An 18,810-nucleotide genomic window follows, 5' to 3' on the forward strand; every position below is an offset into this window, starting at 1 on the left:
TATGAAGTATAAAAATAAAAAAATAATAATTTTTGGAGCCTCTAAAGCTGGAGAAAGAGCATATGAGATGCTTAAAAGTTTTGGCTTTAATGTGATTTTTTTTCTAGACAATAATACAAAGAAATTTGAAACTACTTTTTTAGGAAAGAAGATAAAATCCCCTGACATTTTAAAAGAACTTGATATGGAAGAATATTTTATAGTAATTGCAAGTATGTTTTATTGTGAAATATCTAAGCAGTTAAACGGTTATAATCTAGTTACGGAAGAAAACTATACTGAAGTAAATAGTCTTATTAAGGAACTTTTAGAATCTAATTTTTTATATTTTACCAATAAAATAAAAAAAATAAATAATGTTGAAAAGAATAAAAAAAATATATTAATTACTTTGCCTCGTGGATTAATACTCGGTGGAATAGAAAACTGGTCAATTACAGTAAATAGGGGGCTTAAAAATTTCAACTCAAAGTCTTATCTAGTAAATTTAAAGCCAAATGCAATTTCTGAGATTGAAAATACACGTGATTACAAAATTATAAATTTAAACTTTGATGAGGATAATTATATTAATGCATTAGTAAATGCTTGTAATGAAGTTATAAAATATTTACCTTGTACAATTATAAATAATGATTCATTTGAAATTTTACAAATAGCGTATATTTTAAAGAAAATCTATCCTAATTATATAAAAGTAATATCGGTTTTACACGGGGATGCAGATATAATATATCATCAAAATGTTATTTATCAAGAGATAATTAGTAACTTCATATGTGTAAGTCAGGAAATAAGCGAAAGTTTAATAAAAAATTTGCCTAAAAGAACGAACAATATAGTGTTTAAGATATCACCTATAGAAATTAGCAATATAAAAAAGGAATACTCCTGCAAAGGTCAACCAATTAAAATTGGATTTGCTGGCAGATTAGTTAAAGAGCAAAAGCGATGCGATTATCTTTTAGAATTAATTAAGCTTTTAGAATCAAAAAAGGTTAATTATGAAATTCATATAGCTGGAGCTGGTCCATATTATGATTTGATAGAAGCTTTTATTATTAAAGAAAAGCTTGAAAATAAAATAATGATGTATGGATTGATTCCTTATGCTAAGATGGATTGCTTTTGGAATAAAATAGATGTATATTTAAACCTTTCTGATTATGAAGGCACAAGTTTGGCTATGCTTGAGGCCATGGGTAATGGGATTGTTCCTATTGTTACAAATGTTAGTGGGGTAAATTTATTTGTAAAAGATGCAGTAAATGGCTTTATCATAAACAAGGGAGATATTGCTAGTGCAGAAGAAAGAATATTATATATTTTAAAAAATAGAGAAATATTACAGCAGTATGGAAAAGTGTGCAGGGAAATAATAATACAAAGGTGTTCTATGAAGGATTATATAGAGTATTTGCTTAAATTATAATAATTTATGAAAAATCTTATTGTGAATACATACTAAAATTTGAGTTTGTGATTTAAAGGAATGATAATATGAATATATCAGTTATAATACCATGTTATAATTGTGAAAAATTTATTGAAGAAACGGTAGATAGTATATTAAAGCAAAGCGTGCTTCCACTTGAAATAATATTAATTAATGATAATAGTTCAGATAATACATTAAGCATTTTGAATAATATAGAGAAAAAAAGTGAGATAATAAAAATATTTGATTTAAAAATAAATAAGGGACCATCATTTTCAAGAAATTATGGTGCTAGTAAATCAAAGGAAGACTATATTTTATTTTTTGATTCAGATGATTTAGCATTACCGTATTTAATTGAAAAATCCATAAAAAGGTTTCACGAGTTGAATGATGAATTTGATGATAAATATATATTGTCATATTGCAGTTATGTCCAAATCGATGAAAATAGTAAGGTAATAAGCGGAATAACAAAAGGAATACAAACAGACCCTGAAGAAATTTTAGGTTATGAGTTTTTAAGAAATTATATATCAACTAGTGGAGTACTTATAAAAAAGCAGTTTTTTTATAAAGCTAATAAGTTTAATGAAAGCTTAGAATATGCTGAAGATTGGGACTTATGGCTTAGGCTTGCTAAAGAGGGTGGATTTTGTTATATAGATGAGCCTCTAGTTATGGTTAGAAGAAGTAATAACAGCGTGTCATTTAATTTAAAAAATATGCAGTTAGGTGAAAGATTGGTTTTAAAGCAGTACAGTATTGATTATATAGAAAATGCAATTAATAGAAGGAAACTTCCTAAATATATTAATACTTGTGATTTTGTCTCTATGATGTTTCGATTAGAAAATTACGAGGAAGGATTTAAAAGACTTAAAATACTTAGCCCAAATTATGAGTATTATAATATTTATTTTTTATTAGGCTTGTACTATATAAAAAAAAGTAAATTAGATTTAGCATTAGATAATTTTTTTAAAACTATAAAATTAAAAGAAAATCACGGAGCAGCATTAAATAATATAGGAGCAATATATTTACTGAAAAATAATAGAACGGCTAGCTTAGATTTTTTAAATAAGGCATTAGAATATTTTCCTGGTTTTATGGATGCAAAATATAATTTAAATTTACTACATAATGAGGAGGAAAATATAAACTTTAAAAATGTAAGGTTTACATTAAGAGAATTAAGGGATACACTGTTAAAATATAATGAAGGCTAAGACGATATTTAAAGTTTAAAACGTCCTAAACGATAAATAATTAAACACATAAAAGGAGATGATTAGAAATGGATGTAAATTTAGCACAATTATCTACTATTAAAACTAATGAAAATGTTGGCACAGCTATAAATGTTGACTTAATTAAAATGCAATTAAATGGATTTGAAAATAACGGAAATAATCTAGTGAACCTTCTTGACCAAAATACATTAGATATTGAAAAAGCCGCACAACCCAATTTAGGTCAAAATATTAATACTAGAGTCTAAAAGTAGAGCTTTAGCTAAAATATGTGGGATTAATAATTAATTAATTTTCATTTAAAATTAATGCGAACTATTAAATCAGAGTACAGAGTACAGATGACAGAGTACAGTTAAGGTTGATTTACCTTTCTTACGTCAGGTAAATCTTAAACTTAAATGTTGTCAGCTTCGCTGAACAACATTAATTTTACGATTGCGTAAGCAATCAAAAATTAAGTTTTAAGATTTTCTGTAGCAAAGCGGAAGAAAAGCATCCTTCACTGTACTCTGTACTCTGTCATCTGTACTCTGAAAAATGGTTCGCATTTTTTATTACTAAGGTATAATTGTTTTTTTTGTGACATCATATTTTGGTGATTAAAATGTAGAAATATGTGATAAAATATACTTAGGTATCCTAAAGAAAATAACAAGTCCAACTTTTGGATTTATTATTTTTTTTAAGATGCCTTACGCAAAAAAGGTAAGGTGATATTTTGTGGGATATTTTACTGACAAGAAAATATTAATAATTGGTGGAACTGGAACTATAGGTCAAAAATTGACTGAAGAAATAATTAAGCAAAATCCCAAAGTTGTAAGAATTTTTAGCAGAGATGAATATAAACAATTTGTAATGCAAAATGAAATAAAAGATAAAAGCAGACTTAGATTTCTAATAGGTGATGTAAGAGATTATGACAGAGTTGAAAGGGCGGCTAGTGGTATAGATATAATTTTTAATCTAGCAGCAATGAAGCATGTGCCGGCATGTGAATATAATCCAGGGGAAGCAATAAAGACTAATATTATAGGCATGGAAAATGTCATTAGAGCAGCAACACATCACAATATTGAAACAGTGCTATTTACTAGTTCAGATAAGGCAATTAATCCAGCTAATTCATATGGAGCTACAAAGCTTCTTGCGGAAAAACTTGTTCAAGCAGCTAATTATAGTAAGGGAACTGCAAGAACAAAATTTGTTGTAGTTAGATTTGGAAATGTTATGGGGTCAAGAGGCTCTGTAATACCTCTTTTTAAAAAACAAATTAAGGATTACGGAGAAATTACTATAACAGACCCCAAAATGACGAGATTTATGATGACATTGAGTTCTGCTGTTAAGCTTATTATGGAAGCAGCAGAAAAGTCTAAAGGTGGGGAAGCATTTATTTTAAAAATGCCTGTCATTAAACTAGGCAATCTTGCAGAGGTAATAGTTGAAGAAACAATTAAAAAATTAAATATAAAAAGAGAAGATGTACATATTAAAACTATAGGGTTAAGAGCTGGTGAAAGAAAATTTGAGGAACTTATGACTAAGGAAGAAGCAGAATTTGCATTTGATTTAGAAAATATGTATGTTGTTTTGCCAATGTATTCAGGTGGGATAAAAGAATATTATAGTAAATTTAAAAGTGCAAAAGTAAAAAGTTATAATTCGTCAGATATAGATCCTATTGAAAAGGAAGAAGTGAGAAAACTTTTAAAAAGTAATGGTTTAGTATGATAGGGAGTGATACGTTGCAAGAAATATATGATAAAAATTTAAATTATTTAAAGGATATAGATAGTATTACATATAATAAAATTGTAAGTTTAGATAACAAAAGTGCATATATTGAAAAAAGTGCAAACGGGGAACTAAATATAGTTAAAAAGTACAATGGTAAAAAGTATAGATTGTATAGTAGAGTAGATCCATTAAAAATGTCAGAATGCATATGTAATAATGCTTTTAGCGAGGATGCTGATATTATATTTATATTTGGTCTTGGGCTGTGTCATGAGTTAAAAAAAATGCTTGAAAAAGACGAAAAAAGAACTTATATAATAATTGAGCCGGACGAGGATATATTTAAAGTTATGCTTCAAAATATAAATATTGATTTTATGGTAAATAGTACGAAAGATATAGTATTTTATGTTGGAAAAGAAATTTCAAAAATTATGTACATATTTGAAAATGTAATAAATGAATTAAAAAGCTTAAAAATTAAATTTGTAATTTCTCCACTATATAAAGCTATTTATTATCCACTTTATGAAAAAATAATTGAAGGGCTAAGAATAAAGTTTAATACGTATGTTGTAAATATTAATTCAATTAATCACTTTGATAAGTTATGGTATGGAAATTATGCTGAAAATATTAAACATTTAAAAGAAACATGCTCTGTTAAAGTACTCCAAAATATTTTAAAAGGGGTTCCTGCGGTGGTTTGTGCAGCTGGTCCATCTATAACAAAAAATATGGAGAAATTAAAAAAATTAAAAGATAATGTACTTATTGTTGCTGTTGGATCAGGAATATCTGTACTTGAGGCTAACGGTATAAAAGCACATATAGCTGGTGCAATGGATGGAAATTACACTGAAGCAGCACTATTTAAAAATTTATCCATAAACGAAAAGGTAAGTTTGTTTTACTCACTTCAGGTTAATAGTGATGTTCTTAAAGAAACAGGAGAATACAAGTTCCTTATGAATCAAGTAAATATGGATACGTATATGGGAAAGTTTTTAAACTTGGATATGTATGATCAATTTAGTGGAAGTTCTATTGCAAATGTTATGGCTTACAATTTAGTTAGGCTTGGCTGTAATCCTATTATATTTTTAGGTCAAGATTTATGTTACAGCAGAAATAAAAGTTATGCTGAAGGTGCAACTTTTTACTCTTCTATAAGTGATGATAAATTTGAAAAATCACCTGATTACGTAAAAGTTAAAAATAATAAAGGCGAAGATGTTTATACAAAGCCAAGTTTTATATCAATGAGGGATGTTATGGAAGAAATAGTAAGGAATAACCCTCAAATAGAATTTTTAAATGGTTCTGAAGAAGGATTAAATATAAATGGGGCACAAAACATAGAATTTGAGGATTATTATGACAAAAATCTTTCGGAGTACCCTAAAAGGGACTTTGAATATTTAATAAAAGAGTTGCATAAAGTAACATTATGTGAGAATATTAATAAAAAGAATATAATTTGTTTTATAGAAAAATTAAAACTTGAATTAAAAAACATTATTTTTATATGTGAAAGTATAATTGCAACAATTAATGAAGATTGTGACGAAGAAATAAAAAAGGAACGTATAAATAATTTAGAAGGTAAACTTCAAAGTATTGATTTTTATATGGAGGTTTTAAAATTTTCAATAGATAATATTGAATTTTTAACTCCTAAACCATATTTAGAAAGAAAATTAAATATTTATTTATATGCTGCGGATAAATGTTATATTATGATGAAAAATATAGATGATGGTGGTGCGCTTTAAGGTGGAATACTATATTGTAAAAACAAAGTCTCAGAATATTATTGAAAAATTACGAGTATCCTGGGTAAAATTTATAATTTCGGATTTTGATGATGCAGTGCAAATTTTAGCTTCGGCGATAAATGACATAAATTCTATGGTAGATTATGCTGTGCAAAACAAGATTGAAATGAATTTTAATTCTGATAATAATTCTAAGTATCTGCAAAAAATAAATAAGTACCTTGAGAACCATCAATATGTAGAAGCGGCAGATGTAGTTGAGTATAAACTTATTAAAGCTATAAAAAATATTTAAATTGGAGTTGAAGTTATGAATATACTTGTTACTGGTGGTGCTGGATTTATTGGAAGATGGGTCACAGCGAAACTTCTTAATGATGGTCATACTGTAACTGCTTTTGATAATCTTTCTAATGGAAGAATTGAAAATATAGAAGAGTTTAAAAATAGAAGGTTTAAATTTATAAAAGGAGATATAAAAAGCGATGAGAGCCTAGAAGAGCTTTTTAAAGAAAAATATGATATAATTTACCACCTTGCTGCTTCTATAAATGTTCAAGATAGCATAGATGAACCTGCCGTTACATTTTTTAATGACACCGTTGGAACGTTTAACATCCTTGAAAGAGCAAAAAAACAAATGTTTGGTCAAAATGGTAAAATGCAAGGTTCAGAGTGGCTTCTTGATGAAAAAGAAAATTTACATCCATGTAAAATTGTCTTTATGAGTACTTGCATGGTTTACGATGCTGCTGGTGATTATGGAATTGATGAGGAATATAAAGTAAAACCGGTATCCCCTTATGGAGGTAGTAAAATTGCGGCGGAAAACATGGTACTTTCCTACTATAATGCATATAGCTTACCAAGCGTAGTTATAAGACCATTTAATACATATGGACCTTTTCAAAAAACAAGTGGAGAAGGTGGAGTTGTAGCTATATTCATCAAAAATTCTGTTTTAGGTGAGCCTATAAATATATATGGAACAGGTAATCAAACTAGAGATTTATTATATGTAAAAGATTGTGCGGAGTTTGTAGTTGAAGCAGGATATAATAACAAAGTAAATGGAGAAATAATAAATGCTGGCACCGAAAGAGATATTACCATAAATGAATTAGCTGATATTATATCTAAAAATAGAGTGCCTATTAGGCATGTTAGTCATATACATCCACAAAGTGAAATCATGAAATTGAAATGTAATTATTCAAAAGCTAGAAATTTAATGAACTGGAAGCCTAGATATACAATTGAAGAAGGTATTTACGAAACAGAGAAATGGATTAGGGAACAGAACAAATAAATTAGGAGATTTTGTTGAACAAATTCTTTTATAGAAAAATTTAAATGTAAAGTAAAAAGTTATTTCGTTATTTTTCAAATAAATTTTAAATTTATTGTAGAAAATTTATTAAAAATTAAATATAATAATATATATAAATAAAATTTGTAGTGAATTTAGTACTACACAAAAAAAACTAAAAAAAAATGAAAAAAATGTTAAAAACAATATAAATTATGGAAAAACATATTTATTTTATGTATTAGAGGAGGAATTTTGTTCTTCTTGTCTAATATGTTTATTATAGCATTAATAAAATATATATTTTAATTTAAAATCGACAAACAAATGCGAATATGTCGAACTTAAGTTGTATAATGTATTTTAAAGAATATAGTCACATAAAATAAAGGTTATGGTCAAGACTAAATAAATGGAGGTAATGAGAATATGGACACATCTAATATATCACAAAGTCAATTTACATATGATTTGTTAAAACAAGGACTTAATGCGGCATCAACAAGACAAAAAGCAATATCAAACAACATAGCAAATGTAAACACAGCTGGTTATAAGCGATCATACGTTACATTTGAAGATAGTTTAAAAAATTCTCAGGATAATCTTGAAATGAAAACTACAGACTCTAGACATATAAATGATGGACAAGGCTTTGGCCAAATACAGGTGAAGCAAGATGATTCTACAAGTATGAATGAAGATGGAAATAATGTTGATATAGATACTGAAATGGCTGATGAGGCACAAAATACATTAATGTATGAAGCACTTATAAGTCAGATCAATGGAAGAATTTCTATGACAAGTGATGTTATAAGTGGAAAGTAAAAATTAAAGAAAAGGAGAGAAAACAATGAGCGCTTTTGATTCGTTTAATATAAGTGCCAGCGGACTTTCAGCTGAAAGATTGAGAATGGATACAATATCCTCTAATATAGCTAATGTTGATACAACAAGAACACCAGAGGGGGGACCTTATAGAAGAAAAATAGCCGTTTTTCAAGAGAATTTTGACAATGTGCTTAATTCACAAAATGGTCAATACGAAAAAAAATTATTGGGAGTAAGACCAACAGAAATACAAGAAGATCAAACCCCTTTTACAATGAAATACGATCCAGGTAATCCTGATGCTAATGCTGATGGGTACGTTGAAATGCCAAATGTTAATGTTTTAAATGAAATGGCAGATATGATGGCTTCAACTAGAGCTTACGAAGCCAATGTAACTGCAATTAATGATGAAAAGGGTATGTTTACAAAAGCTTTAGAAATTGGTAAATAAGGAGTAGAAATTTATGAGAGTAGATGAATTTATACCAAGTAATGTAATGAATGTCCTTCAAGGTGGACAAAATAATCAGAATGCAAATGGAAATAATAATATAAGTTTTGGAAATATTCTTGAACAGCAACTATCAGCTGTAAATGATAAACAAGTTGATGCTGAAAATACAACCAATCAATTTGTGGCAGGAGATGATATTGACGTACATCAAGTAATGCTTTCAACAGAAGAGGCTAAGTTGTCACTTGACCTCGCCATTCAAGTTAGAAATAAATTAGTTGATGCATATCAGGAGCTTAATAGAACGCAGATATAGTTGGGAGTGCTGGTAATGAATAAACTGTCGCAGTTTTTTAAAAACTTGCTTAACAAGTGGAAAGAACTTAGTAAAAGGAAGAAAATGGTATTTGTAATCTTACTTGTTGCGATTTTGGCTGCATTAGTTGTACTTATTAAAACGACAACTACAACTAAGTATGCTGTATTGTATTCGAAGCTGGATTCCACAGATGCGGCTGCAATTATGCAAAAGTTGGATGATGATAAAGTTACACATAAAGAAGACTCAAGTACAAATACAATTTATGTTCCTGCAAGTGAAGTTGATAAATTGAGATTACAATATTCAACAAGTATAAAAGATGGAAGTACAGGTTTTGAACTTTTTGATAATTCAAGTGGAAAATTTGGAACAACTGATGCTGAGTTTAATGTTGAATATCAAAGAGCCTTGCAAGGAGAAATAGAGAGAAGTATTAAAAGTTTAGATGGTGTTGATGATGCAAGAGTAAGTCTTGTTATGCCTCAAGATTCTGTATTTGTTAAGGATTCAACTTCTGCTACAGCATCTGTAACAGTTAAGATGAAGCCAGGAGAATCCTTAAGTAAAAGTCAGGTTATGGCAATAATAAGTCTTGTATCAGGTAGCGTGAAAAATTTACCTAAACAGAATATTACAGTAATTGACGATAAAATGAATCTTTTAAGCAAGGATTTGTACAAAAGCAATAGCAATGATGATGGTACAACATCTTCAGATGATAGGGCCAAAGCAGAGCAGCAGGTTGAAAGTGATGATGAGAAAAAAGCTTTAGATGCATTAGAGGCAGTTTATGGTAAGGGAAAAGTTAAGGTAAAAGTAAATGCTGATTTAAATTTTGATGCTCAAGAAACGGATTCACAAAGTTATTATAATAATCCTACAAATCAAAAGGATACTAGAAATCCAGTAGTAGTTAGTCAGCATTCACAGAGCTCATCAACTACAGGAGCTAATGGAAGCTCAGGAAGTCCTACTAGCAATAATACTGGTAGTAGTACAAGCAATACAATTACCAATTCAACTGGAAACAGTACATCAACAAATACCGATACTACAACAAATTATGATGTTAGTAGTGATACAACTAAAACTGTAAAATCACCAGGAGATGTAAAGAGACTTACTATTTCCGTGGTAGTTGATGGAACTATTGATTCAAATACACAAAATAATGTTTCAAATATTGTTGGAAATGCAGTTGGATTTGATAATACTAGAGGAGATTCTATAAGTGTTGTTGGAATGCCTTTTGATAAAACTGCTGAGAAAAATGCACAAAAAGCATTAGATGATATGAAGAAGGCTGAACAAGCAGCTCAGAATCAAAAACTTTATATAGGTCTTGGTATAGGCGGAGCAATTTTATTAGGCTTGATTGCATTTTTAGTAATACGTGCAATTAAGAAGAGAAGAGCAGCTAAGGCTCTTGAAGATGAAGAAGATGAAGAGACTGAGGGCCTTGATGTTCTGATTGGTGATGAAGAAAATGAAAGTGAAACGCAAAAATTTGCACCAATTAATTTTGAAACAGAAGATGCTAATTCACATATAGAAAAAGAAATTAAAAAGTATGCAACAACTAAGCCAGAACAAGTAGCAGATATAATTAAAGCTTGGTTAGCAAATGAGGAGAGGTGATAGGTTATGGCTGGTAAAGATGTAAAATTATCAGGTGTTCAAAAAGCTGCCATACTCTTCATTACTCTTGGCCCTGAAGCTTCAGCTAATATAATTAAAAGACTCCCTGAAAGGGAAATCCAGAGAATAACTTATGAAATAGCTAATATAAGCTCTGTTAAATCTGATGTTAAGCATGAAATACTTCAGGAATTTATAGATATGAATAAGGCCAAGGATTATATTCTGGAGGGTGGCATAGATTATGCACGTGATTTACTTTCAAAAGCACTAGGAACGCAAAAAGCTAAAGAAATTTTAGAACAGGTTGCAGAGGCTACAGAGCAATATAGACCTTTTTCTATTGCTAGAAAAGCAGATGCTCATCAATTGTTAAATGTAATAACTAATGAGCATCCACAAACAATTGCATTAATACTTTGTTATTTACAATCAGATAAAGCAGGACAGATTTTATCTGCGCTTCCAGAAGATGTTCAAAGTGATGTTGCATACAGGCTTGCAACAATGAGTAATACATCGCCAATGGTAATTAAGGAAATAGAAAAAGTTCTTAATAGTAAATTATCCTCTGTTGTTAGATCTGATGTTACTGTTATAGGAGGAGTTCAAACTATAGTTGACATATTAAATCAGGTTGATAGAACTACAGAGAAAAATATTCGTGAAGGGCTTGAAAAAGAAAATCCAGAACTTGCAGAGAAAGTCAACGAGTCAATGTTTGTATTTGAAGATATTATTACATTGGATGATACTTCAATACAAAGAGTTCTTAGAGAAGTTGATAACAAAGAACTTGGTATGGCACTTAAAGGCTGTTCAGAAGAAGTTTCAAATGCAATTTATAGAAACCAATCAAAGAGAGCCGCTGCTGCTTTAAAGGAAGACTTGGAATTCTTAGGACCAGTAAGACTTGTAGATGTTGAAAAAGCACAACAGAAGATTGTTAGTGTAATTAGAAGACTTGATGATGCAGGCGAAATAGTAATTTCAAGGGGTGGAGAAGATGCTATTATCATGTAAGGTTATTAACAATAATAGAGTTTCTACGCAAAGTACAGAACAGATTATTGCTATTGATGATATAAAAACATCTTCAAAAGTAAAAAAAGAGGTAGTTAGTGACGCTACTTACGAACAATATGAAAATATAGCATCGGCCATAATTAAAAATGCTAAAATGGAGGCTGATGCTATAAGAAATAATGCAATTCAGGAATCTAGAAATATAGAAGAAAATGCATATAATGAAGCCTATAAAAAGGGTTTAGATGAGGGCAGAAAAAAAGGGTATGAAGATGCCTATAATGATACTGTTGTAAAAGGAAAAATGGAAATAGAAAATTTAAAATCCCTTGCAGAGCAAAATGCTTCAAATATTGTTAAAAGTGCAAAATATCAATGCAGTAAATATTTTGAGAGTAAAGAAGAAGAAATAAAAAAATTAGCAATTGAAATTGCAGCTCATATTTTAAAAGAACGCATTACAGAAAATGATGCTATAAATAATATGGTATATGATGCAATTGAAATTTCAAAGAATTCAAAAACTATTATTATTAAATGCAATAGTAAGTACGAGAAAAGTATAAGTGAAATTAGTGACAAATGGAAGAAAGAAATCCCATACAACGGAGAGATATTTGTTGTAGAAGATAACTATTTGCAGGATGGTTTTGCAATTATAGAAAAAGATAATGGTAAAGTGAAAGTTAGCGTTGATGATGCATTTGTAAAGATAAAGGAAGTACTACTAAAAACCGAGTAAAGATAAAACATTTGAGAACTGAAAACTTGTTTGTACCATAGTGTCGTCTTTTGGACATTATGGTGCAAATTGATTTTGGTAGCTGAACTAATTTATCTATAATATGGGTGATTATATGATTGATATTGATTTTGGAACTTTAATTAAAAGTGTTAAAGAGTGTGAGACAAAATATGTAGAGGGCGTTGTAAGTCAAGTAATTGGTCTTACGATTGAAGTAAAAGGTATTAAAGCTTTTGTTGAAGAAGTTTGCATTATTTATAATGAAAAAAATAATCCTATTCCATGCGAAGTTGTTGGCTTTAAACAAGATGATGTAATACTCATGCCTTTAGGGGAACTTGTAGGAATATCACCTGGCTGCAAAGTTGTTCCTACTGGTAGACCTTTGAGTGTAAAGTGTTCAAATGAGCTTTTAGGAAAAATTTTAGATGGACTTGGAAATTCACTTACAGGTGATAATGTGGATAAGGGAGTTTATTATAGGCTTGATACAGAACCACCTGATCCATTAAAAAGAAGAAGAATAACTGAGGTTATAGGAACAGGAGTAAGGGCAATTGATGGTTTTTTAACCTGCGGAGAAGGCCAAAGAATTGGTATTTTTGCAGGTAGTGGTGTTGGTAAGAGTACAACGTTAGGTATGATTGCTAGAGAAGCAAAAGCAGATGTAAATGTAATAGCACTTATTGGTGAAAGAGGAAGAGAAGTTAGAGACTTTTTGGAAAAAGATCTTGGCGAGGAAGGTATGAAAAAATCCGTAATTGTATGCGCAACTTCAGATAAACCTGCACTTGTAAGACTTAAAGGTGCATTTACTGCTACTGCAATTGCAGAATATTTTAGGGATAAAGGCAAGAAAGTAATTTTAATGATGGATTCTGTTACAAGATTTGCAATGGCTCAAAGAGAAGTTGGACTAGCTATAGGAGAACCTCCAGCAACAAAAGGTTATACACCATCTGTTTTTGCAAAATTGCCTAGGCTTATGGAAAGAGCTGGTATGTCAGATAAGGGATCCATAACTGCCTTTTATACAGTATTAGTTGATGGTGACGATTTTAATGAACCAATAGCAGATGCTGTTAGAGGTATACTAGATGGTCACATTGTATTATCAAGAGAACTTGCTGGTAAAAATCATTATCCGGCTATAGATATTTTAAGCAGCATAAGCAGATTGATGTCTGAAATTGCTGATGACGATCACAAAAAGGCAGCAGGACTTGCAAGGGATCTTCTTGCAACCTATAAGAATAATGAGGACTTAATAAACATAGGTGCTTATGCTAAAGGTAGCAATAAAAAAGTGGACGCTGCTATAGCTTATAATGATATTTTAAATTCTTATTTGAAACAGGGAATAAAAGAAGTTACAACCTTTAACGAAAATATTGATAAATTAAAAAAGATGTTTAATGGTGGATAAATATGGAGAGATTTAACTTTAGACTTCAAAAGCTTTTGGATTTGAAATTTGAAAAAGAAGAGGAAGGAAAAATTGTTTTTAAAAAGGCTCAAGATGATAAGATTAGTGTTGAAAATAAACTTGAGAATTTAAAGGACAGTTACTCTAAATACAGCCAAGTAAGGATTACGGGTACTGTAATAGAACAAAAAATTATGCAAAATTACCTTAATGCTGTTTCAGTATGTATTGACGAAACAAGTGATGAATTACAAACAAAAACAAAGGTCCTTGAGGAAAAAAGACAGGAACTTATAAAAAAGCAAATCGAAAGAAAAACAGTAGAAGCTTTAAAAGAAAAGCAAAAGCAGAATTTTGATAAAAAACAAAAAATTATAGAGCAAAATTTTAATGATGAATTGGCTTTATATGGTTACATAAGGAAGCGTGAAGGGAGGTGAGAAAATGAGTACAGTAAATAGCTTGAAAACTTTTGATTTAGGAAATACACAAAGCACACCGTCAAATAGTAAAGGAATTTCTAGTAGTGATAAAAGTAATTCGTTTGATACCTATCTTAATGATTACTCTAATAATAATCCTGTTAATAATAAAGCTAGTTATAAGGATGATAGTAGAAGACAAGATAGTAGTAAAGGCGAAAAAAATTACGATAGTAGCAAGAATGTAGATTCAAGTGTATCAAAAAGTAATGTTAATGATTCTAAAAGCCAAAAAGTTGCCAGCGCAAAAGATGATTCTGATGACAATGACAAAATTAAGGAATTAGATAAAGATGTTGACAATATAAAAAAGTATGCTGATGATAATGGGATAGATCTTGAAAAAATGATGTCTTTAATTTTAAATGCCATGAATGGTAAACAAATGGATATGAATGAGCTGAAAACTCAAATGAATAATTTGAAAATTCCAGAGAGTGTTCAAAAAGATGTCATGGATTTAGTATCTAAAATACAAGATATTTTGGATGGAAAAGTAAATGCTTCAATGCTTTTAAACCAAAAATTTAATGATGCTAATGAGCATAGCAAATTAATCAGCAGCATAATAGATGTGCTTAAATCAAAGTTAAAGGAAGGTTCAACAGTAACAAACACAAATGAGAGTTCAACAGTAGTAAGCAGCAAATCAAGCTTAAATCAAATGCAAACAAATGAAGTAAGCAATAATTTGAATAAACAGATGAACTCAAATGATCAAAATAATGATTTTTCAAATGACAGCAAAGATAATACAGATGCAAATGATGCAGGATATACTTCTTATTCACCAGAAGATAATTTAGAAGAAAACAAAACAAATTTAAAACAAGATTCTAAATTAAATGTTTCAACAAGCAAAGATAATGGAGATGAATTTTTAAATAATCTTTTATCTAATAACAAAAATGACAATCAATTCTCAAAAGTAACTGCTTTCATGAATCAATTTTCTAGTGTAAACACAAATGCAGCGTCCGTAAGTGGGGAAGTCCCTACAATAAACAAAGCTACTTTTGTTCAAGACCTTGTACAATCTGTTAAATATATGGATTTAAACAATATGAAAGAGCTTACAGTTAAAATAAACCCTAAGGAACTTGGCGAGGTTATAATTAAACTTACAGTGGAAAATAATCAAATGAAAGCAAGTATACAAACTGCCAATAAAGAAACCTATTCTCTTATTCATTCTAGCTTAGCTGATATTAATAAGGAATTGAATAATCAAAATATAAAAATACAGGATTTTTCTGTAAATATATACGATGATACAACTTATTTTGGCGGTCAGAATAGTAAACAAGGCAATGAAAGTGGCAATCAAAGTGATAAACAAAAAAATAATAGTGCTTCATATCAAGGCGTGACTGAGATAGACGATGAAGAAAACTATAATGATGCCAATAACAGTAATGTAGATATTTTAGTTTAAGGAGGTTAAAATATGGCTAATACGGGAAATAATTTTAATTCTTTAAGTACTGTTTCTGTAAGTCAAAGTGTAACTAATAATGGAACAAAAATAGTAAGAAATACTTCAAATACTATGGATCAAGATGCTTTTGTAAAGATACTTATGTCAGAAATGGCAAATCAAAGTCCAGATAATCCAGAAGATGCTACACAATTTGTCGCTCAAATGGCACAGTTTTCTAGTGTAGAACAAATGTTAAATTTGAATAGAACAATGACTTTTAATAGTGCTTCAAGTCTTATTGGAAAAGGCGTTAATATTAATCAAGTGGATGAAAATGGTAACCCTTATATGGGGATTGTTAAAAGTGTTGTTAGAAATGGTGACAATATATCAGTTTATACTGAGCTATTTGATAGCAATGGAAATCCTTTGTATCAACCTAAACTTGATTCAGAAGGTAATCAGGTTAAAGATGCAAGTGGAAATCCTGTTTACGTAACAGAGCCTGTAAAGGTACAAGAAGTTGATTCAAATGGTAAATTAGTATATGATTCAAATGGCAACCCTGTATATCAACCTGAGCTTGATTCAAAAGGTAACGTAGTTAAAGATGCAAATGGAAATATAGTATATCAAACTAATCAGAAACCAGTTCCTAGAGTTCAAGCATTTGATTACACTGATATATCTGGAGTTAATGATGGGGAGAATGTACAAGATACTCAGCAAGAGGAATTGAGTAATGAAACTCAGAAGGCTCAGCAGTCAAGTACTACAAAGAGTTAGTGTAGGTGATTATCATGTCCTATAGAGTAGTGAATGGCAAAATATATTCGGTTGAAGATATTTCTAACAGTTTATATAATGCAGCTGTAAAAAATAAATCAAATAAACAAGCCTCAGCATTTGAAAAAATACTGGATGAAAATATCGATAAAAATACAGGATTTAGTATTTCAAATCATGCTGCTGAAAGAATTAAAGACAGAAACATTAGTTTAAATGAAAATGATATGAAGAAAATAAATGAAGGTATAAATGAGGCAAATAAAAAAGGTTCAAAGGATTGCTTAATTTTATATAAGGATGTGGCATTAGTTACAAGTATTAAAAATAGAACTATAATTACTGCAGTAGATAAAAGTAGCAGTAAAGGCAATGTGTTTACAAATATAGACAGCGTGGTTTTGTTATAAGCTGGACCTAAATAGTTAATAAAGGAAGCTTCCTTTGTGGAATGATAGAAGCAAAGGTATATGCAACCACATAAGTCAGTGACTAATATTAAAGCTTATATGTAATTGAGTAAATATTATGGTAGATTAATTGGGAGGTAATTTTTATGTTAAGATCGTTAAACTCTGGAATTAGTGGACTTAGAGCAAATCAAGAAAAGTTGGATGTAATTGGTAATAATATTGCCAACTCAAATACAACTGGTTATAAATCTCAATCGGTGAATTTTGCAGATAATATAAGCCAAACTATGAAAAGTGCTTCTTCAGCAAGTAGAAACTATGGTGGAACTAATGAAGAACAGATTGGACTTGGAGTAAATGTTGCAAGTATTTCTACAGATACATCTAAGGGGTCAATGGATGTTACAAATAGAAATCTTGATTGTGCTATTGACCAAGAAGGCGATTATTTTATGGTTGCTGCTGGCGGAACAATGTTTAATGAAGCTGATTGTATTAAGATAGATGCTCAAAAACATACTATGGGAACTATACCTGCTGGAACATCGGTATCATATACTAGAGATGGTTCTTTTCAACTTGATAATGAAGGAAATCTTTTAACTTCAGATGGACATAGAGTTCTTGGATATTCAATGATGGGAAGAAATACATTGTTTTCTAGTGGTACGACTCAATATTTTGGAGATGTAGTTAGTATTTCAAGAGCACAAGGTGCAAGTACAGTAGGTAGTCTTACTGGATCTTCAATTATTGGAGCTAAGAGTACAATTACTTCAGCAGTTTCAACTGTAATTGGTAGGGCTTCTGCGGCAGTTTCAACATTGCCTGCATCTAGCTATATTTCTGCTGGTGATGTTGCATTTGTTGATAGTAGTGATTCGGATTTAAGAGCTGATGGAACAAATTTGCATACATTAAGAATACCTAGCTCTGTTAAAGAATTTTATTCAGATGCACAGAAGAAGGTTCATGTTAAAGATGTAAAAGTTAATAGTTTTAGTATAGGAACAGATGGAGTAATAAAAGCTACTTTAAGTGATGGAAAAATTGCGGCTATAGGTCAACTTGCAATGGCAAGCTTCTCAAATCCTGGAGGATTAAATAGAGCTGGTAGCAACTATTTAACTACATCTCCAAACTCTGGAGATCCAATTTTAAGATCTGGTGCAGCTGCTGAGATTAAGAATGAGACTGCTTATAATAATTCAATTATTTCAGCGGATAATTCTGGTGGTTATGGTACTGTTGTAAATGGAGCGCTTGAAATGTCAAATGTAGACCTTGCAAAAGAGTTTACTGATATGATTGTTGCATCAAGAGCTTATCAAGCTAATTCAAAAACTATAACAACAGGAGATGACACTTTGCAAACTCTTGTAGGTCTTATAAGATAGTGAGTTGTTTTATTTAATGGGAGTGTAGTGCAAAAGGGGTGAATTTATGGTAAAGCTTATAGGAATGAATGGAAAAGAAGTATTTTTAAACGACAGTCAAATAGAAAAAATAGAGGAAGTACCGGAAACAGTAATAACCCTTATGAACGGAAACAAGTATATTGTTGAAGAAAGTGTTGATGAAGTAATAAGTAAAATCGTTGAATTTAAAAGAAGTATTTTAAAAGGCATATACAAATAATAGCTTTTTAGGATGAAAGTAAATATTAATGCATTAAAATTATATATACTTTCATCCTAAAATAAGTTATTCTAAATTGGAGAAAAAAATTAATTTACA

Annotated in this window: 20 protein-coding genes; all 20 read left to right on the forward strand. The window is 29.9% G+C overall.

The annotated features are described in order from the left end of the window. Nucleotide 1 precedes the first annotated feature (1 nt). The 20 genes from CUEA01_RS05745 to CUEA01_RS05840 all read left to right on the forward strand — a co-directional run bounded on the left by CUEA01_RS05745 (nt 2) and on the right by CUEA01_RS05840 (nt 18,711). Nucleotides 2–1,432 carry a glycosyltransferase gene (locus tag CUEA01_RS05745; RefSeq protein ID WP_234119788.1) on the forward strand — a complete coding sequence of 477 codons (1,431 nt, stop codon included), beginning with the start codon at nt 2–4 and terminating at the stop codon, nt 1,430–1,432. Between the two features lie 68 nt (nt 1,433–1,500). Next, the gene (locus CUEA01_RS05750; protein WP_234119789.1) at nt 1,501–2,670 is read left to right on the forward strand and encodes a glycosyltransferase family A protein; all 1,170 of its coding nucleotides are present in this window, start codon (nt 1,501–1,503) and stop codon (nt 2,668–2,670) included. Between the two features lie 68 nt (nt 2,671–2,738). Further along, complete coding sequence (locus tag CUEA01_RS05755; protein WP_234119798.1) at nt 2,739–2,942, forward strand: putative motility protein; 204 nt, start codon at nt 2,739–2,741, stop codon at nt 2,940–2,942. Nucleotides 2,943–3,417: 475 nt separating this feature from the next. After that, nucleotides 3,418–4,431: an SDR family NAD(P)-dependent oxidoreductase gene (locus CUEA01_RS05760; RefSeq protein ID WP_234119807.1), complete on the forward strand. Its 1,014-nt coding sequence runs from the start codon at nt 3,418–3,420 to the stop codon at nt 4,429–4,431. A 14-nt stretch (nt 4,432–4,445) separates the two neighbouring features. Next, on the forward strand, nt 4,446–6,212 hold the full coding sequence (locus CUEA01_RS05765; protein WP_234119809.1) for a motility associated factor glycosyltransferase family protein: 1,767 nt from the start codon (nt 4,446–4,448) through the stop codon (nt 6,210–6,212). A gap of 1 nt (nt 6,213) precedes the next feature. Then, the gene (locus CUEA01_RS05770) at nt 6,214–6,510 is read left to right on the forward strand and encodes a hypothetical protein (protein WP_234119811.1); all 297 of its coding nucleotides are present in this window, start codon (nt 6,214–6,216) and stop codon (nt 6,508–6,510) included. A gap of 15 nt (nt 6,511–6,525) precedes the next feature. Beyond that, nucleotides 6,526–7,524 (forward strand): dTDP-glucose 4,6-dehydratase, encoded by a 999-nt coding sequence (locus CUEA01_RS05775; RefSeq protein ID WP_234119820.1) that lies wholly within the window; start codon nt 6,526–6,528, stop codon nt 7,522–7,524. A gap of 429 nt (nt 7,525–7,953) precedes the next feature. Beyond that, nucleotides 7,954–8,355, forward strand: a complete 402-nt coding sequence (flgB, locus tag CUEA01_RS05780) for a flagellar basal body rod protein FlgB (protein ID WP_234119822.1) — start codon at nt 7,954–7,956, stop codon at nt 8,353–8,355. A gap of 25 nt (nt 8,356–8,380) precedes the next feature. Next, nucleotides 8,381–8,812 (forward strand): flagellar basal body rod protein FlgC, encoded by a 432-nt coding sequence (flgC, locus tag CUEA01_RS05785; protein ID WP_234119831.1) that lies wholly within the window; start codon nt 8,381–8,383, stop codon nt 8,810–8,812. Between the two features lie 13 nt (nt 8,813–8,825). Then, nucleotides 8,826–9,131 (forward strand): flagellar hook-basal body complex protein FliE, encoded by a 306-nt coding sequence (gene fliE, locus CUEA01_RS05790; RefSeq protein WP_234119833.1) that lies wholly within the window; start codon nt 8,826–8,828, stop codon nt 9,129–9,131. A 15-nt stretch (nt 9,132–9,146) separates the two neighbouring features. Then, the gene (gene fliF / locus CUEA01_RS05795) at nt 9,147–10,775 is read left to right on the forward strand and encodes a flagellar basal-body MS-ring/collar protein FliF (protein ID WP_234119835.1); all 1,629 of its coding nucleotides are present in this window, start codon (nt 9,147–9,149) and stop codon (nt 10,773–10,775) included. Nucleotides 10,776–10,781: 6 nt separating this feature from the next. Continuing rightward, nucleotides 10,782–11,798: a flagellar motor switch protein FliG gene (gene fliG / locus CUEA01_RS05800; protein WP_234119837.1), complete on the forward strand. Its 1,017-nt coding sequence runs from the start codon at nt 10,782–10,784 to the stop codon at nt 11,796–11,798. Further along, a complete protein-coding gene (locus CUEA01_RS05805; RefSeq protein WP_234119839.1) occupies nt 11,782–12,543 on the forward strand; it encodes a FliH/SctL family protein in 762 nt (253 codons plus the stop codon). The genes fliG and CUEA01_RS05805 overlap by 17 nt, the downstream gene beginning before the upstream one ends. Nucleotides 12,544–12,658: 115 nt before the next feature. Further along, nucleotides 12,659–13,972 carry a flagellar protein export ATPase FliI gene (fliI, locus tag CUEA01_RS05810; protein ID WP_234122130.1) on the forward strand — a complete coding sequence of 438 codons (1,314 nt, stop codon included), beginning with the start codon at nt 12,659–12,661 and terminating at the stop codon, nt 13,970–13,972. Between the two features lie 2 nt (nt 13,973–13,974). Next, on the forward strand, nt 13,975–14,412 hold the full coding sequence (gene fliJ / locus CUEA01_RS05815) for a flagellar export protein FliJ (RefSeq protein ID WP_234119841.1): 438 nt from the start codon (nt 13,975–13,977) through the stop codon (nt 14,410–14,412). A 4-nt stretch (nt 14,413–14,416) separates the two neighbouring features. After that, nucleotides 14,417–15,889 (forward strand): flagellar hook-length control protein FliK, encoded by a 1,473-nt coding sequence (locus CUEA01_RS05820; protein WP_234119844.1) that lies wholly within the window; start codon nt 14,417–14,419, stop codon nt 15,887–15,889. A gap of 12 nt (nt 15,890–15,901) precedes the next feature. Further along, nucleotides 15,902–16,660: a flagellar hook assembly protein FlgD gene (locus CUEA01_RS05825; RefSeq protein ID WP_234119846.1), complete on the forward strand. Its 759-nt coding sequence runs from the start codon at nt 15,902–15,904 to the stop codon at nt 16,658–16,660. Nucleotides 16,661–16,674: 14 nt separating this feature from the next. Further along, nucleotides 16,675–17,070: a TIGR02530 family flagellar biosynthesis protein gene (locus tag CUEA01_RS05830; RefSeq protein ID WP_234119848.1), complete on the forward strand. Its 396-nt coding sequence runs from the start codon at nt 16,675–16,677 to the stop codon at nt 17,068–17,070. Between the two features lie 146 nt (nt 17,071–17,216). Continuing rightward, nucleotides 17,217–18,470: a flagellar hook-basal body complex protein gene (locus CUEA01_RS05835; protein WP_234119850.1), complete on the forward strand. Its 1,254-nt coding sequence runs from the start codon at nt 17,217–17,219 to the stop codon at nt 18,468–18,470. A 46-nt stretch (nt 18,471–18,516) separates the two neighbouring features. Then, nucleotides 18,517–18,711 (forward strand): flagellar FlbD family protein, encoded by a 195-nt coding sequence (locus CUEA01_RS05840; RefSeq protein WP_234119852.1) that lies wholly within the window; start codon nt 18,517–18,519, stop codon nt 18,709–18,711. Nucleotides 18,712–18,810 lie beyond the last annotated feature (99 nt).

It is taken from the genome of Clostridium hydrogenum, assembly GCF_021432385.1.
Taxonomy (GTDB): domain Bacteria; phylum Bacillota; class Clostridia; order Clostridiales; family Clostridiaceae; genus Clostridium_S; species Clostridium_S hydrogenum.

Excerpts from the sequence above, each read along its gene's own strand:
- CUEA01_RS05745 (WP_234119788.1), top strand. The coding sequence starts at position 2 with ATGAAGTATAAAAATAAAAAAATAATAATTTTTGGAGCCTCTAAAGCT.
- CUEA01_RS05750 (WP_234119789.1), top strand. The coding sequence starts at position 1,501 with ATGAATATATCAGTTATAATACCATGTTATAATTGTGAAAAATTTATT.
- CUEA01_RS05755 (WP_234119798.1), top strand. The coding sequence starts at position 2,739 with ATGGATGTAAATTTAGCACAATTATCTACTATTAAAACTAATGAAAAT.
- CUEA01_RS05775 (WP_234119820.1), top strand. The coding sequence starts at position 6,526 with ATGAATATACTTGTTACTGGTGGTGCTGGATTTATTGGAAGATGGGTC.
- flgB (WP_234119822.1), top strand. The coding sequence starts at position 7,954 with ATGGACACATCTAATATATCACAAAGTCAATTTACATATGATTTGTTA.
- flgC (WP_234119831.1), top strand. The coding sequence starts at position 8,381 with ATGAGCGCTTTTGATTCGTTTAATATAAGTGCCAGCGGACTTTCAGCT.
- fliE (WP_234119833.1), top strand. The coding sequence starts at position 8,826 with ATGAGAGTAGATGAATTTATACCAAGTAATGTAATGAATGTCCTTCAA.
- fliF (WP_234119835.1), top strand. The coding sequence starts at position 9,147 with ATGAATAAACTGTCGCAGTTTTTTAAAAACTTGCTTAACAAGTGGAAA.
- fliG (WP_234119837.1), top strand. The coding sequence starts at position 10,782 with ATGGCTGGTAAAGATGTAAAATTATCAGGTGTTCAAAAAGCTGCCATA.
- CUEA01_RS05805 (WP_234119839.1), top strand. The coding sequence starts at position 11,782 with ATGCTATTATCATGTAAGGTTATTAACAATAATAGAGTTTCTACGCAA.
- fliI (WP_234122130.1), top strand. The coding sequence starts at position 12,659 with ATGATTGATATTGATTTTGGAACTTTAATTAAAAGTGTTAAAGAGTGT.
- fliJ (WP_234119841.1), top strand. The coding sequence starts at position 13,975 with ATGGAGAGATTTAACTTTAGACTTCAAAAGCTTTTGGATTTGAAATTT.
- CUEA01_RS05820 (WP_234119844.1), top strand. The coding sequence starts at position 14,417 with ATGAGTACAGTAAATAGCTTGAAAACTTTTGATTTAGGAAATACACAA.
- CUEA01_RS05825 (WP_234119846.1), top strand. The coding sequence starts at position 15,902 with ATGGCTAATACGGGAAATAATTTTAATTCTTTAAGTACTGTTTCTGTA.
- CUEA01_RS05830 (WP_234119848.1), top strand. The coding sequence starts at position 16,675 with ATGTCCTATAGAGTAGTGAATGGCAAAATATATTCGGTTGAAGATATT.
- CUEA01_RS05835 (WP_234119850.1), top strand. The coding sequence starts at position 17,217 with ATGTTAAGATCGTTAAACTCTGGAATTAGTGGACTTAGAGCAAATCAA.
- CUEA01_RS05840 (WP_234119852.1), top strand. The coding sequence starts at position 18,517 with ATGGTAAAGCTTATAGGAATGAATGGAAAAGAAGTATTTTTAAACGAC.